The organism is Actinocatenispora rupis, from assembly GCF_016861975.1.
GTDB lineage: Bacteria > Actinomycetota > Actinomycetes > Mycobacteriales > Micromonosporaceae > Actinocatenispora > Actinocatenispora rupis.
Genome location: NZ_BOMB01000015.1, coordinates 122665 through 136561 on the forward strand (window position 1 = coordinate 122665; position 13897 = coordinate 136561).

Consider the following 13897-nt stretch of genomic DNA (forward strand, 5'->3'; position numbering starts at 1 on the left):
CGTACGGCGGCACCCATAGGCTTGGTGCCGATGGACAGTCGCACCCAACTTCCCGTGGTCGGCATGGTGGGCGCCGGGCAGCTCGCCCGGATGACCCACCAGGCCGCCATCGCCCTCGGCCAGTCCCTGCGCATCCTCGCCGCGTCCCCGGACGACGGCGCCGCGCTTGTCGCCGCCGACGTACTCGTCGGCCAGCACACCGACCTCGACGCCCTCCGCAAGCTCGCGGCGGGCGCCGACGTGGTCACCTTCGACCACGAACACGTGCCCGGCGACCACATCCGCGCGCTCATCGCCGACGGCCACACCGTGTACCCCGGGCCCGACGCGCTCATCCACGCGCAGGACAAGCAGGTGATGCGGGAACGCCTCACCGACCTCGGCGTACCGTGCCCGCGGTGGGCGCCCGTCGCCAGCGCCGACGACCTCACCGCCTTCGCCGGCGGCACCTGGCCCGTCGTCCTCAAGGCCGCCCGCGGCGGGTACGACGGGCGCGGCGTGTGGACGGTCCCCGACGCCACCGAAGGCGCCCGACTCGTCGCCGAACTCTCCGCCGCCGGTACCCCGATGATCGCCGAGGAACGGGTCGCGCTGCGCCGCGAACTCGCCGCCGTCGTCGCGCGCTCGCCGTTCGGGCAGGTCGCCGCGTACCCGGTCGTCGAGACCGTGCAGTCCGACGGGATCTGCGTCGAAGTCCTCGCACCCGCGCCCGACCTCGCCGAAGACCGCGCCATCGAGGCGCAGCAGCTCGCCATCCGCATCGCCACCGAACTCGGCGTCGTCGGCATCCTCGCCGTCGAACTGTTCGAGACCACCACCGGCGACCTCGTCGTCAACGAACTCGCCATGCGCCCCCACAACTCCGGCCACTGGAGCATCGAAGGCGCGCGCACCTCCCAGTTCGAGCAACACCTCCGCGCCGTACTCGACTACCCGCTCGGCGCCACCGGCCTCACCGCCCCCGCCGTCGTCATGGCCAACGTCCTCGGCGGCGAACCCGGCGGCATGGGCATCGACGAACGCCTCCACCACCTCATGGCCGAACTCCCCGACGCCAAGGTCCACCTGTACGGCAAGCAGGTACGGCCCGGGCGCAAGATCGGGCACGTGACCGTGCTGGGGGACGAACTGGCGGAAGTACGGCGGCGGGCGGTGCGGGCGGCGGCGTGGCTGCGGGACGGGTGCTGAGGAGGCTGGCGCAGGGGTCCGGGAACGCCGGACCTTATTGTTCAACAAGGGAACAATCTGATTGTTCAACTGTGTCATTGTTCAACAAGTGCACAGTTGAACAATGCGACAATTGAACAATCCGTAACCTTGGCAAAACGTACGAAACGGGTGAATGGCGTGGCCGAACAGCGACCGACCGTCGGCGTGATCATGGGCAGCGACTCGGACTGGCCGACGATGCGGGCCGCGGCCGACGCGCTGGCCGAGTTCGACGTGGCGTACGAGGTCAGGGTCGTGTCGGCGCACCGTACGCCCGGCCTGATGCTCGACTACGCGCGCGAGGCCGCCGACCGCGGCATTCGGGTGATCATCGCCGGTGCCGGCGGCGCGGCACACCTGCCGGGCATGGTCGCGGCGGCGACGCCACTGCCGGTCGTCGGCGTACCGGTGCCGCTCAAGCACCTGGACGGCATGGACTCGCTGCTGTCGATCGTGCAGATGCCGGCGGGCGTACCGGTGGCGACGGTGTCGATCGGTGGCGCCCGCAACGCCGGCCTGCTCGCGGTACGAATCCTGTCGACCGCCGACGACGCGCTCCGCTCCCGGATGGCCGACTTCCAGCGCGGCCTCGCGGACATGGTCGCCGACAAGGACGCCGCCCTCCGCGCCTCCCTCTGACGGCCACCCGCCCACGGCCCAACCTGTCGCGCCGAGCACGCGCCCCAGCCTCACCATCCCGGTCGGCGACCAACCCGTCGGGCCGAGCAAGTGCCCCCAGCTTCACCACCGCGCCCTGCGGCCCAACCTGCCTGGCCGAGGGCGTGCCCCAGTCTCACCACCGCGGCCGGTGACCAACCCGTCGGACCAGCACGTCGTCACCCCGGTCGGCGAACAACCCACCCCGACCCGGCGGGCCGACACGCAGTGGGAACAGCGCGTCCCGACAGCTCAGCGTGGCAACCGAACAACCTGGCCGGGAACAAGGCGTCCCGACAGCTCAGCCGGGCAAGCGAACGACCCAGCCGGAACACCGCGTCCGGACTCCTCAGCCTGGCCCGTGAGCAACCCGACCGGCCACACAACGAAGCCCAGCCGGCCGGCGAACGGCCACCCGACAGCTCGGCCCGGCGTACGAACGACCCGGCCGGCGACGCGACGCATCCGACGGCTCAGGCCGGCGAGCGGCTCACCAAGTTCCGGGTCAGTGCCATTCGATGGCGGGGCAGGTGTCCATGACGACGTCGAGGCCGGCGGCGGCGGCGCGTTCGGCGGCGGCTTCGTCGATGACGCCGAGTTGGAGCCAGACGGCGCGCGCGCCGATCGTGACGGCCTCGTCGACGTGTACGCCGGCCTGTTCGGAGCGGCGGAAGATGTCGACGACGTCGACGGGTCCGGGGATGTCGGCGAGGCTGGCGTACCCGGGGGAGCCGTGGACGGCTTCGGCGCGCGGGTTGACGGGGATGATGCGCTTGCCGCGGTCGAGCAGGAACCGGCCGATCCGGTACGCGGTGCGGTGCGGGTTGTCGGTGAGGCCGACGATCGCCCAGGTGTCGTGGGCGAGGACCCGGTCGATCGTGGCGGGGTCGCGGTAGTTCACGCCTGGCTCCATCGTGTCGGGAATTTCGTGAAATCGATCGTGGACGATCGGTGTTCTCTGCATGATCGGAAACGGCGACCGCGGCCGGGGTCGGGGTCTGCCAGACGCAGCCGAGCATCGAGGTACGGGGGGTCCACGATGCATGTCCGACGTGTGGTCCGGGTGGTACCAGCCTTGCTCACGGTGGCGGCCGCGGCCACGGTGACGGTGCCCACGGGGGCGGGTGCGGCGCCGCCGGCGGTACCCCGGTCGGCGGTGGATGTGCTGGTCGCGTCCGGGCTGGACCGTGCGACGGCGGTACGCCGGTTGGCGGCGCAGCCGGCCCAGTCGGAGTTGGCGGAGCGGTTGACGGCGCGGCTGGGCCCGTCGCGTACGGCGGGCGGCTACCTGGACCGGGTGAGCGGCGCGCTGGTGGTCACGGTGGTGGACGCGGCGGGCGCGGCGACGGTCCGCGCGGCGGGCGCCGAGCCGCGTACGGTCCGGCACAGTGAGGCGGACCTGGCCCGGGTGGCGGAGAGCGTGGACGTACCGGTGGGTGGCAGCACGGCGGTCGATCCGGTCACCGATCGCCTGGTCGTACGGACGCCGCCGGGCGCGCCGACGCCGTCCGGCCCGCACCCCGACACGGTACGCACGGTGACCGGTCCGGCGGCCGTCACGCAGGCGCTGTACGGCGGGGAGCAGATCGACACGTCGCAGTGGACGTGTTCGGCGGGGTTCATGGTGCGCCGCGGTTCGACGTACTCGCTGCTCACGGCGGGGCACTGCACGTCCGGCAAGCCGGCCTGGTCGCGGCGCGGGCACGCGCTCGGCCCGTCGACCCGGTCGTACTTCCCGGGCAATGACATCGGCCTGGTCACGATCAGCAACCCCCGGTACTGGCAGCCCAAGCCGGCCGTCGTGTACCGCTCGGGGACGCGGCCGGTGACCGGCGCTGGCACGGTCCCGGTCGGCGCGACCGTGTGCAAGTCCGGCCGTACGTCCGGGACGACGTGCGGGACGGTGCAGGCGGTCGACGTGACCGTGCGGTACCAGGAGGGTCGGGTCACGAACCTGTACCAGACCAACGTCTGCACGAGGCCCGGCGACTCGGGCGGCCCGCTGTACACGGGGCGCAGCACCGGGCTCGGCATGGTGTCCGGCGGCGACGACAGCGCGTGCGGCGCGGGGTACGCGTCGTTCTTCCAGAAGCTGCGCCCGGCGCTGTCGCGCACCGGTACCGCGCTGCTCTAGACGGCAGGCCGGCGGCCCGGTGCGGCGCCGGCGTGGACACGACGACGGCGGTGCCCCGTTCCACCGGGGCACCGCCGTCGCTCGGTACGGGTCAGACGGAGCGGCCCATGCCCCGGTAGTCCCAGCCCGCGGCGATCCAGCTCGCGTGGTCCAGGCAGTTCATCCCGTCGATGATGCGGCGCTCGGCGGCCAGCTCGCCCACCGCGGCCGGGTCGGCCCGGCGGAACTCGTCCCACGCGGTGACCACGCAGGTCAGCGCGGAGCCCTGCAACGCCTCGGTCATCGACTTCGCGTACGCCACGGTGGACAGCTCGCGGCGGGCGTTCTCGGTGGCCTCCGGGTCGTACACGACGACCTCGGCGTTGGTCTTGGCGAGCGCCTTGGCGACGGCCAGCCCCGGCGAGTCGCGTACGTCGTCGGTGTTGGGTTTGAACGCGGCGCCGAGCACGGCGATCCGTACGCCGGAGAAGTCGGGGCCGGCGGGGCCGATCGGGCGGTCGAGCAGGTCGGCGGCCAGCGCCAGGACCCGGTTGCGGCGCCGGGTGTTGACCAGGTCGACCTCGTGCAGGAACCGCAGCGCCTCGCCCGCGCCGATCTCCTGCGCGCGGGCCTGGAACGCGCGGATGTCCTTCGGCAGGCAGCCGCCGCCGAAGCCGATCCCGGCACGCAGGAACTTGTTGCCGATGCGCGCGTCGTACCCGATGGACTTGGCGAGCATGGTGACGTCGGCGCCGGACGCCTCGCACACCTCGGCCATCGCGTTGATGAACGAGATCTTCGTGGCGAGGAACGCGTTCGCCGCGACCTTGACCAGCTCGGCGGTCGCGAAGTCGGTCACCACGACCGGTACCTCGCGGTCCTCGGTGGCGGCCAGCTCGAACAGCGCCTTGTGCGCCGCGTACAGCATCTGGCGGGCCCAGTCGGTCTTCACGCCGAACACGACCCGGTCCGGCCGCAGCACGTCCTCGCAGGCGAAGCCCTCGCGCAGGAACTCCGGGCTCCACGCCACGTGCACGTCCACCGCGTCCGGCTTGTACTTCTGGGCCAGCTCCTCCACCCAGTTCGCCGTACCGACCGGGACGGTGGACTTGCCGACGATCAGCGCGGGCCGGCGCAGGTGCGGCGCCAGCCCCGTCACCACGGCCTCGATGTACGACAGGTCGGCGGCCATGCCGTCCGCCCGCTGCGGCGTACCGACGCAGACGAAGTGCACGTCACCGAACTCCGCGGCCTCCTCGTACGAGGTGGAGAAGCGGAGCCGGCCGCTGGCCAGGTTGCGTTTGAGCAGCTCGTCGAGGCCGGGCTCGTGGATCGGGTTCTCGCCGGCGGCCAGCTTGGCGATCTTGGCCTCGTCCACGTCCATGCCGAGCACCTCGTACCCGAGCTCGGCGAAGCACGCCGCGTACGTCGAGCCCAGGTAGCCGGTGCCCAGGAAGGTCAGCCGCGGTTTCGGCGCGCCGGACGGCGGCGTGCTCGTTGCCTGCGGCTGCACCGGGGACGTGCTGGGGTACTGGACTGTCACGTTGACTCCGCTCCGCGAGGGCGCACCGACGCCGGATTTCTGAGACTGAATAGTGCCTTTTTATCGGATTTATGGGGGCTGCGTCGGCCGTTACGACGGTGACTCGGCGAGGATAGTCCTCCTCCTGTCGAGCGACCCGACGCCGGGAGGCTACTCGTTGGTAGCCTCACAGGAGTCGATGTGGACCGACCACTCTCGGAGCGAGCCATGAGCCTGAACGATCCCGAATTCGCGGTGTACCAACTGCCCGAGGAGCACCAGGCGATCCGCGAGGCGGTCCGGGCCGTGTGCGACGGCAAGGTCGCCCCGCACGCCGCGGAGGTCGACGAGAAGTCCGTCTTCCCGCAAGAAGCGTACGACGCGTTGCGTGCCTCCGACTTCCATGCGCCACACATCCCCGAGGAGTACGGCGGGGCCGGTGCGGACGCGCTCGCCACCGCCATCGTCATCGAGGAGGTCGCCCGCGCGTGCGCCTCCTCCTCCCTCATCCCCGCCGTCAACAAGCTCGGCACCATGCCGCTGCTGCTCGCCGGCTCCGACGACCTGAAGCGGACGTACCTGCCGCCGGTGGCCCGCGGCGACGCGATGTTCTCGTACTGTCTGAGCGAGCCCGAGGCGGGCAGTGACGCCGCGTCCATGAAGACCCGGGCCGTACGCGACGGCGACCACTGGATCCTCAACGGCGCCAAGCGCTGGATCACCAACGCCGGCGTCTCCGACTACTACACCGTCTTCGCCGTCACCGACCCGGAGAAGCGCTCCAAGGGCATCTCCGCGTTCGTCGTCGAGAAGGCCGACGAGGGCGTCAGCTTCGGCGCGCCCGAGCACAAGCTCGGCATCAAGGGCTCGCCCACCCGCGAGGTCTACTTCGACAACGTCCGCATCCCGGCCTCCCGGATGATCGGCGACGAGGGCACCGGCTTCCGTACCGCGATGGCCACGCTCGACCACACCCGCGTCACCATCGCCGCGCAGGCCGTCGGCATCGCCCAGGGTGCCCTCGACTACGCCACCGGGTACGTCAAGGAGCGCAAGCAGTTCGGCCGGCCCATCGCCGACTTCCAGGGGCTCCAGTTCATGCTCGCCGACATGGCGATGAAGCTCGAAGCCTCCCGCCAGATGACGTACGTGGCGGCCGGCAAGTCCGAGCGCGGCGACGACGACCTCACCTTCTTCGGTGCCGCCGCCAAGTGTTACGCCTCCGACGCCGCCATGGAGATCACCACCGACGCCGTGCAGCTCCTCGGCGGGTACGGCTACACCAAGGACTACCCGCTCGAACGCATGATGCGCGACGCCAAGATCACCCAGATCTACGAGGGTACGAACCAGGTCCAGCGGATCGTCATGGCCCGCCAGGTCCTCACCCGCCCCTGACGTACGCGGGGCAACGGCGGCGGGCTCCCGATCGGGGTGCCGCCGCCGTTTCCGCATCTGCGGCAGCCTGAGCGGCGCGCTGACGTGACCCCGATGTCCACTGTGGACGGTGAACCCACTCAAGGGCAACCTCGACCCTGGCGCTCTCTGGTGGCGCTTCCGACGACTCACGAACGTTGCGAGGCGCTGGCTGGTCCCACGTCGGTGCGCGTCCGTTGCGGGGACTGGACACACTGGTACGGATGCACATACCCGATGCGTGGCGGCATGCGGCGCCCGTCCTGGCGGTTGGCGTACTTCTGCTGGCTGTCAGCTGTTTCGGTGTCATCCGATCTCGTCGCTTCCTCGCCGGCGCGGAACGCGCAACGGGGCGGATCGTCGCGGTGGAGACCAGCCGGCAGGGCGCACCGGGCTCGACGGTGAAGTACCGGGTCTGTCGCCCGGTGGTCGTCTTCACGACCATCGAGGGCGTCACGGTGAGAGCAACGGCGGTCACCGGCTCGACCATCCGGCCCGTCACGGGCACCGCGGTCGATGTCCTCTACGACCCGAGCCACCCGAACCAAGGCGCCCGGATCGACACCACCCGGGGCCGGGGTACGGCTGCGCTGGGGCTGTTGGGTGTTGCCGGCGCCGTGCTGATCCTGGTCGGGCTGCGCTTGGCCCTTCTCCGCTGAACGGGTTGACCAGGTCGCATCGTGATGGCGCGGGTGCTGCCGCCGCGGGCGCCGCGTGGTCCACTGTGGACAGTACGCGGGGATCAGCTTGCTGGTGAAGGGATTCCGCTCAGGGGCAGCGGGGCGCGCATGGTGATGCCGACGATCCCGTACGTGAAGCCGAGGTGTTCGTTGAGGCGGCGCATCGCGTCGTTGCCGCGCTGCGTCCAGGTGTAGATCTCGGTGATGCCGTGGTCGGCGGCCCACGCCATGCTGGTGCGCTTGAGGGTCGCGGCGACCGATCTGCCGCGCCACTCCCGGCGTACGGCGGTGTACGCGACCTCGGCGCGTTCCGGCCGGTCGGCGTCGAGCTTCAGCCCGGCCACGCCGATCACCTCGTCACCGGCGACGGCCACGAACATCGCGGCCGGCTCGTTGATCCACTCCTTCGCCCATTCGGTCGCCGACACCTTCAGCGCGACCTCGTGATCCATGTCCGGGATGGTCGGCAGCGCGACCTGGTGGTACGCGGCGGTCCACAGCTCCGGGCGTTCGGCGACCGACACGATCTCGTACTCCGTCGGCGGGGTCGGCCACGGCTCGTCGCCGATCGGCCGGACCTGTTCGACCTCCCGGTTCGTTTCCACGAAACCGAACCGTTCGGCGAACAGGCGCGACCCCTCGTCGTCGACGCTGGCGCCCGCCACGTGGTGACCCTGCGCGGCGGCGTGCCCGGCGAGTACCCGGAGGATGTCGGTGCCGACGCCGCGCCGCCGGAACTCCGGACGGACGCGCGACATCATGGACGCCCGTTCGCCGTCGCGGGAGCGGTCCGTCACGCCGCTGCCGACCACCTCGCCGTCGATCTCCGCCAGCACCATCAGCCGGCCGGGACGGTCGAGCTCGCGGAACTCGGCGACGCTGGGGCAGCGCTCGTACGGCATCACCGCGATCCACACCGCGCGCCAGGCTTCGTAGTCGGCGTCGGTGGTCGCCGTACGGACAGTCGTGGTCATGGCCTCAGCCTGCCCCAGCCCGCCGGAAAGGTCCCCCGGATTTCGCCCGGCCCCGCCGACCGGTCCGTGCGGTCCGTGGTGTCCGGTCGGGTGCGCGGCACCGCGACTTGACGCATACCAATATGGGAATATGATGGGTGCCATGGCACGAGCAGCGACGACGTCGGACGCGTTCAACGCGATCGCCGAGCCGCAGCGCCGGGACATCCTGGCGCTGCTGCGGGCGGGGGAGCGGCCGGTGACCGAGCTGGCCCGGGAGTTGGGGATGAGCCAGCCGGGGGCGTCCAAGCATCTCCGGGTACTCCGGGAGGTGGGGCTGGTGCGGGTCCGTGGCGTCGGCAAGCAGCGGCTCTACGGTCTGGACGCCCGCGGGTTGCGGCCGGTCCACGAGTGGGTCGGCGGGTTCGAGCGGTTCTGGAGCGGGAGCTTCGACCGACTGGACGCGTACGTGCAGGACCTGAAGCAGGAACGGCAGGGGGAGTAACCGATGGCAGGGCAGGAACCGGGGACGGCCGACCGGGAGATCGTGGTCTCCCGGGTGATCGACGCGCCGCGTGAGCTGGTGTTCGAGGCGTTCACCGAGGTACGCCACCTGGCGCAATGGTGGGGGCCGGACGGGTTCACCACGACGACGCGGTCGTTCGAGTTCCGCGAGCAGGGGGACTGGGACTTCGTGATGCACGGGCCGGACGGGACGGACTACCAGGAGTGGATCTCCTGGACCGAGATCGTTCCGCCGGAACGGATCGCGATGCTGCACGGCGAGTCGCAGGGCGACCCGAACGCGTTCGAGTCGGTCCTGACGTTCGAGCCCGACGGGTCGGCGACCCGGATCGTGCTGCACACGGTGTTTCCCACCAAGGCGCTGCGCGACGAGGCGGTCGAGAAGTACCACGCGGTCGAGGGCGGCCGGCAGACGTTGGGCAACCTGGCGGCGTACGTCGCCGATCTCAAGCGGAACGGGGTGCAGGGCTGATGGCCGGCAAGGTGTTCTTCAGCGTGTCGATGTCGCTGGACGGCTTCATGGCGCCGGAGGACGTACCCGTCGAGGACGTCTTCTCGCCCGAGGGGCAGAACGACCCGCGGGTCCAGCAGTGGATGGCGAAGTGGTCGGAACTCCAGGCGTGGTTGTTCCCGCAGCGGTGGTTCCGGGAGAACCTCCGGCTCGGCGAGGGCGGCGAGGAGGGCGTCGACAACGACGTCGCCCGGGCGACGCACGAGCGTACCGGGGTGAGCGTGATGGGCAAGCGAATGTTCGACGCGGGCGAGCTGGCGTGGCCGGAGGACGCGCCGTTCCACACCCCGGTGTTCGTGGTCACGCACACCGAGCGCGAGCCGTGGGTACGGCCGGGCGGCACGACGTTCCACTTCGTCAACGACGGCATCGTCAGCGCGCTCGACCGGGCCCGCGACGCCGCCGGCGACCGTGACGTACGCATCGCGGGCGGCGCCGAGACCATCCAGCAGTACCTGGACGCCGGGCTGATCGACGAGTTCTCGGTGACGGTCTCGCCAGTACTGTTCGGCACCGGTCTCCGGCTGTTCGACCGCCTGGACGTGTCCAAGGTCGCGCTGGAGCAGGTCCGTGCGGAGCCGTCGCCGCGGGTCACCCACCTGACCTACGCGGTACGTCCGCGCTAGTCCGGTGGCTGGCCCGAATGTCCACCATGGACAGTGCTACTCCCGGGCGCCCGCCGGCGATCCACCGCGTACGTCAGTCGTCGGGCTGCCAGCGCAGCAGGTCGCCCGGCTGGCAGTCGAGTACGGCGCAGAGCGCGGCGAGCGTGGTGAAGCGGACCGCCTTCGCGCGGCCGTTCTTGAGTACGGCCAGGTTGGCGGGCGTGATGCCGACGCGGTCCGCGAGCTCGCCGACGGACATCTTCCGCCGGGCCAGCATCACGTCGATGTCGACGGTGATCGGCATCAGATCACCTCGTCCAGCTCGGCGCGCAGCTCGGTCGCCTCGACCGTACGGGCGACGGCCTGGGCGAGCAGCGCCCGCAGTACGAGGACGAGGAGCGCCACGCCGAGGATGGCCACGCCGACGCCGGCCATGATGACGGTGACGCCGGGATCGTCGCGCTGACCCGGCGCGTTGACCGCGGTGACCGCGAACCACACCAGGGCGGCGGCCACGATCGCGCCGATCACGACGTTCACGTACCGGAAGGCGGCGGGGGAGAAGACGGTGCCGCGTCGCACCATCGACACCAGCCGCCACACGCAGACCAGTACGACCTGGACCGACAGCATGCCCACGATCGTGAGCACGCGCATCGCGGTCAGCGGGTGCGACCCGTCCTCGGGATCGTTCCCGCTGACCAGGACCCACACCATCGATGCCTGGATGAACACGGTGCCGGCGGCCACCACCGCGAGCACGGCGCGCAGCGCGCCCACTGTCAGCCTGCCCATGACCCGCCCCTCCATCGAATGACGATGGCAATCTATCGAATTACGATAGGTACGGCAACTGCGCCGGTCGTCGGTCCCGGTGCAGGCGGGCTGGCCGGTACGAGTCCGCCGGGAGATGCGGAACCGTTGCGCATCCCGTACGTCAGCGGGAACCTGCGGCGACGAGTACCGCGGTGATGGGTTCGAGTTCGGCGATCAGCTCGTCTAGTTCGGCGGGGGAGAGCGCCTCGTACGGAGCGGCGGCGAGGTCGTCGGTCAGGTCCTCGATGCGCTGCTTGGTCTCGCGGCCGGCGTCGGTGAAGTGGCCGTCGGCGTCGACGAGCCCGCGCTCGCGCAGGCCGGCCATGACCGCGGCCAGCCGCTCCTTCTGCAGGTGGTGGATCCGCCCGAACGACTCCGGCGGATGGATGCCCATCTCCAGCGCGCTGAGCACGTGCGCCTCCGTACCGCCGATGCGTGCGCCGAGGAGGGCGGCGATGTGCCCGTCGGTACGGTGTTCGCGGAGCATGGTCGCGGAGTGCCACAGCCGGGCGACCGGATCGCTCGGTACGGCGACGGACCGCATCCCCGCGTACATGACGCGTCCGGTCATCGGTGCGCTGGTCGCGGCCTTGGTGGTCAGGTCGGCGGCCCGTACCAGGCCCGGCGAGCCGGCCAGCTCGGGACCGAGGATCCGCCGTACGGAGGCCGCGCTGCCGCGTTCGCGTGCGGCGAGCGACGCCTCGGGCGGGATCGTCTCCCACGCGCTCGGGATGTGCCGCGCCGCCTCGCCCTCGGCGAAGCTGTAGAACGCCGCGTGCACCACCTCCGCCGGTACGCGTCCGAGCGGTGCGGCGCGGCTGGCGAAGTAGCCGTCCCAGTAGGTGCGGTGGCCGAGCGCGGCCAGTTCCGCGTTGGACTCGTCGGCGAAGAACGTGACGAGGCAGATCGGCTCCAGGAGCTCGAACATGCGGCGGGCGATGTGCGTCATGACCCACATGATGCACACGACCACACCCCCGACGCGGTACGACGGCGCCTCCGGTCGGGAAACGCCGCCGTACTCGATGTCCACTGTGGACGGCGGGGCGTCACGCGGTCCTGGCGGCGCGGCGGTGCAGGCGGATCGCCGAGACGAGGAAGAAGACGCCGCCGAGCGTGGCGTACCCGGCGATGGTGGTGAACGACGTGTCGTGCCCGCCCGCCCGGACGATGAAGCTGGTGCCGGCGAGGGTGGAGATCGCGCCGCTGAGGATCATCGCCCACTGGCCGCCGAGCCGGTACCGGAGGATCGCGACGATCAGCTGCACGATGCCCGCGGTGACCGCCCAGGCGCCCCACACCCGGAGCACGTTCGGTACGCCCGAGGTGGCGGCGACGGCCAGCGCGAAGAACGTGAGCAGGCTCAGCGCGACGTTGACGTACAGCGGGGTCCGCGGCCGGGTGGCGCCCGACGTACGGAAGTCGATCACCGCGGCGGCGGCGTCGAACAGCGGGTAGATCACCAGCAGGCCGATGGTGGCCGGGTTGAGCGTCGACGCGACGAGGGCGACCAGCGCGGCCCAGACGATCGCGAAGCCGAACCGGACGTAGTAGAGGTTTCGCAGCCCCCGGGTACCGCTGGTGGCGTCAACCGCGGCGACGGTGTCGACGGACGTGGACATCGGGACTCCCTGGCGAGATAGAACGATCGGTCTACTTGAGTGTGCGACCTGATCACGTCGGAGTCAAGACCGATCGTTCTGTCTGCTAGGCTCGCCACGTCACGACGGAGGAGGGCGGATGTCGGAGGCGCGGGCCAGGCTGCTCAAGGCGGCGACCGAACTCTTCTACACCGAAGGCATCCACGCCGTCGGCGTCGACCGCGTCATCGCCGCCGCGCAGGTCACGCGCGCCACCATGTACCGGCACTTTCCCAGCAAGGACGACCTCGTCGTCGCGTACCTGACCCAGGCCGACGAAGCGATCCGCGCGCGTACCGCCGCCGCGCGGGCCCAGGACGCCACACCCGAGGACATCGTCCGCGCCGTCGGCACCCACATCGCCGACGACATCCAGCGCCGCGGCTTCCGCGGCTGCGCGTTCCTCAACGCCGCCGCCGAGTACCCGGATCCGGCGCATCCGGTACACAAGGCGGTCCTGAAGCACCGGAAGTGGTTCCTCGACACCGTCACCGAGCTGCTCGCCGCCGCCGGCGAAACCCACCCCGAGCCGGCCGCCCGGCACTTCGTCATGCTCCGCGACGGGGCCATGGCCGCCGGCTGCCTCACCGACCCGAAGCCCGTCCGCGACACGTTCCTGGCCGGCATCGAGGGGCTCCTCAAGTACCGCAACCGCTGACGTACCGGGGGGATCCGGGCTCACGTCCACTGTGGACGGAGGCGGGGGTCGTGGGAGGGGTCGGGGTACTGGGGCGGCGGCCCGTGTACGGCGGCCTCGGGGCGGAGTTCGTAGTGCCAGGGCTCGTTGCGGTAGATCTGGCAGAGGCCGTACCGGGCGCCGTGGGTGGACAGCCAGGCGGTGGCGTCGGAGTACCCGATGTCGACGGCGTGTCCGGCCACGTGGATCGAGGTGTCCGGGGTGGCGACCCAGCGGGCGGCTTCCGTGGCCGAGCCGTACTTGGCGATGGCGCGGCGGAGCAGCTCGTTCTGGTACGCGGGGGTGCGCCAGCCGCTGTTGACGTGGAGTTCGACGCCGTCGCGGGCGGCGTCGGTGGCGGCGGCACGCAGCGCGCGGCGGAGTGCGGGGTCGAGGTTGGCGACGCCGGGATAGGTGTCGTCGAACACGGTCGCGCCGGCGGGGAGGGCACCGTCGGCCTCGGTGACCGCGGGGCGGTCGGTGGCGGGTGCGGGCTTTGGTGGTGCTGATGCCGTTTGTCGCATGCCGCCAGTGCAGCGGGTGTGCTGTTGCGGGGCCGTATCGGCTTTTCGCT

The 13897-nt window shown here is 71.1% G+C and carries 17 protein-coding genes; 9 read left to right on the forward strand and 8 right to left on the reverse strand.

Translation table 11 applies throughout. The features are described from left to right. Nucleotides 1-30: 30 nt before the first annotated feature. On the forward strand, nt 31-1188 hold the full coding sequence (locus Aru02nite_RS13710; protein ID WP_203657867.1) for a 5-(carboxyamino)imidazole ribonucleotide synthase: 1158 nt from the start codon (nt 31-33) through the stop codon (nt 1186-1188). 192 nt (nt 1189-1380) lie between these two features. Continuing rightward, nucleotides 1381-1848, forward strand: coding sequence for a 5-(carboxyamino)imidazole ribonucleotide mutase (gene purE / locus Aru02nite_RS13715; protein ID WP_203657972.1), 468 nt, complete (start codon nt 1381-1383; stop codon nt 1846-1848). A gap of 523 nt (nt 1849-2371) precedes the next feature. Here the strand turns inward: purE and Aru02nite_RS13720 are convergent. Further along, entirely contained in the window at nt 2372-2767 is a 396-nt protein-coding gene (locus Aru02nite_RS13720) for a CoA-binding protein (RefSeq protein WP_239076661.1), read from the reverse strand. 255 nt (nt 2768-3022) lie between these two features. Between Aru02nite_RS13720 and Aru02nite_RS13725 the strand changes: the two genes are divergently transcribed. After that, the gene (locus tag Aru02nite_RS13725) at nt 3023-4000 is read left to right on the forward strand and encodes a S1 family peptidase (protein ID WP_203657869.1); all 978 of its coding nucleotides are present in this window, start codon (nt 3023-3025) and stop codon (nt 3998-4000) included. Between the two features lie 91 nt (nt 4001-4091). Here the strand turns inward: Aru02nite_RS13725 and Aru02nite_RS13730 are convergent, their stop codons facing one another. Continuing rightward, nucleotides 4092-5522 carry a UDP-glucose dehydrogenase family protein gene (locus tag Aru02nite_RS13730; protein ID WP_203657870.1) on the reverse strand — a complete coding sequence of 477 codons (1431 nt, stop codon included), beginning with the start codon at nt 5520-5522 and terminating at the stop codon, nt 4092-4094. A 207-nt stretch (nt 5523-5729) separates the two neighbouring features. Between Aru02nite_RS13730 and Aru02nite_RS13735 the strand changes: the two genes are divergently transcribed. Together Aru02nite_RS13735 and Aru02nite_RS13740 are read left to right on the forward strand one after the other, a co-directional pair. Then, complete coding sequence (locus tag Aru02nite_RS13735) at nt 5730-6899, forward strand: acyl-CoA dehydrogenase (protein ID WP_203657871.1); 1170 nt, start codon at nt 5730-5732, stop codon at nt 6897-6899. Nucleotides 6900-7114: 215 nt separating this feature from the next. Then, complete coding sequence (locus tag Aru02nite_RS13740; protein ID WP_203657872.1) at nt 7115-7576, forward strand: DUF3592 domain-containing protein; 462 nt, start codon at nt 7115-7117, stop codon at nt 7574-7576. A gap of 83 nt (nt 7577-7659) precedes the next feature. Here Aru02nite_RS13740 and Aru02nite_RS13745 read toward each other — a convergent pair whose 3' ends face one another. Further along, nucleotides 7660-8571 (reverse strand): GNAT family N-acetyltransferase, encoded by a 912-nt coding sequence (locus tag Aru02nite_RS13745; RefSeq protein ID WP_203657873.1) that lies wholly within the window; start codon nt 8569-8571, stop codon nt 7660-7662. A gap of 142 nt (nt 8572-8713) precedes the next feature. On the opposite strand from Aru02nite_RS13745, the gene Aru02nite_RS13750 reads away from it, so the two are divergent. Genes Aru02nite_RS13750 through Aru02nite_RS13760 form a run of 3 tightly spaced genes read left to right on the forward strand, consistent with a single transcriptional unit; the run spans nt 8714 to nt 10212 of the window. Further along, nucleotides 8714-9055 (forward strand): ArsR/SmtB family transcription factor, encoded by a 342-nt coding sequence (locus Aru02nite_RS13750; RefSeq protein ID WP_203657874.1) that lies wholly within the window; start codon nt 8714-8716, stop codon nt 9053-9055. A 3-nt stretch (nt 9056-9058) separates the two neighbouring features. After that, a complete protein-coding gene (locus Aru02nite_RS13755; protein ID WP_203657875.1) occupies nt 9059-9547 on the forward strand; it encodes an SRPBCC family protein in 489 nt (162 codons plus the stop codon). Beyond that, nucleotides 9547-10212 carry a dihydrofolate reductase family protein gene (locus tag Aru02nite_RS13760; protein WP_203657876.1) on the forward strand — a complete coding sequence of 222 codons (666 nt, stop codon included), beginning with the start codon at nt 9547-9549 and terminating at the stop codon, nt 10210-10212. Before Aru02nite_RS13755 ends, Aru02nite_RS13760 begins: the two co-directional genes overlap by 1 nt. 73 nt (nt 10213-10285) lie before the next feature. Here Aru02nite_RS13760 and Aru02nite_RS13765 read toward each other — a convergent pair whose 3' ends face one another. The 4 genes from Aru02nite_RS13765 to Aru02nite_RS13780 all read right to left on the reverse strand — a co-directional run bounded on the left by Aru02nite_RS13765 (nt 10286) and on the right by Aru02nite_RS13780 (nt 12629). Next, on the reverse strand, nt 10286-10495 hold the full coding sequence (locus Aru02nite_RS13765) for a helix-turn-helix domain-containing protein (protein WP_203657877.1): 210 nt from the start codon (nt 10493-10495) through the stop codon (nt 10286-10288). Next, nucleotides 10495-10986 carry a DUF2975 domain-containing protein gene (locus Aru02nite_RS13770; RefSeq protein ID WP_203657878.1) on the reverse strand — a complete coding sequence of 164 codons (492 nt, stop codon included), beginning with the start codon at nt 10984-10986 and terminating at the stop codon, nt 10495-10497. Before Aru02nite_RS13770 ends, Aru02nite_RS13765 begins: the two co-directional genes overlap by 1 nt. Before the next feature lie 142 nt (nt 10987-11128). Further along, a complete protein-coding gene (locus Aru02nite_RS13775; protein ID WP_203657879.1) occupies nt 11129-11956 on the reverse strand; it encodes an SCO6745 family protein in 828 nt (275 codons plus the stop codon). Between the two features lie 100 nt (nt 11957-12056). After that, complete coding sequence (locus tag Aru02nite_RS13780; RefSeq protein WP_203657880.1) at nt 12057-12629, reverse strand: hypothetical protein; 573 nt, start codon at nt 12627-12629, stop codon at nt 12057-12059. A gap of 118 nt (nt 12630-12747) precedes the next feature. Here Aru02nite_RS13780 and Aru02nite_RS13785 point away from each other — a divergent pair, with 118 nt between their 5' ends. Beyond that, entirely contained in the window at nt 12748-13305 is a 558-nt protein-coding gene (locus Aru02nite_RS13785; RefSeq protein WP_203657881.1) for a TetR/AcrR family transcriptional regulator, read from the forward strand. A gap of 20 nt (nt 13306-13325) precedes the next feature. Here Aru02nite_RS13785 and Aru02nite_RS13790 read toward each other — a convergent pair whose 3' ends face one another. Further along, complete coding sequence (locus Aru02nite_RS13790) at nt 13326-13847, reverse strand: D-alanyl-D-alanine carboxypeptidase family protein (protein WP_203657882.1); 522 nt, start codon at nt 13845-13847, stop codon at nt 13326-13328. Nucleotides 13848-13897 lie beyond the last annotated feature (50 nt).